The sequence below is a fragment of the Acidovorax sp. SRB_24 genome (assembly GCF_012931925.1).
Genome location: NZ_MWOM01000277.1, coordinates 1 through 372, shown reverse-complemented (window position 1 = coordinate 372; position 372 = coordinate 1). Strand labels below are relative to the sequence as shown.

1 protein-coding gene is annotated in these 372 nt (G+C 61.3%); it reads right to left on the bottom strand.

Annotated features, from left to right (window positions below):
• A partial coding sequence (locus tag B2J89_RS21940; protein WP_169170881.1) for a GntR family transcriptional regulator occupies positions 1–372 on the bottom strand: 372 nt, incomplete at both ends.

The window sequence follows — 372 nt, the reverse complement described above, 5'->3', positions numbered from 1 at the left end:
ATTGGCCATGACGCTGTTCCAGTAGTCGCGCAGGCCTTCGATTTCCGCATCGCTCGCATGTTCCACCGCCAGGTACACGGCGCGCCGCTCCAGCGCAATGCGCACCTGGTAGAGGTTGAACAATTCCTCCACGCTGATCGATTTGCGCGAGAAGCCCTTGTTCATGACGAAGTCGAGGAAACCTTCGGCCACCAGCCGGTTCAGTGCTTCGCGCAGCGGCGGCCGGCTGATGCCGAACTCGCGCCCCAGCGCCTGTTCATTGATGCGTGCGCCCGGACGAAAGTCGTAGCGCATGGCGCGCTCGCGCAGTTCGAAATACAGCCGCTCCACACTGCTTTCATCCCGGGTCTGTGGCACATGCGCTGGTTTTTT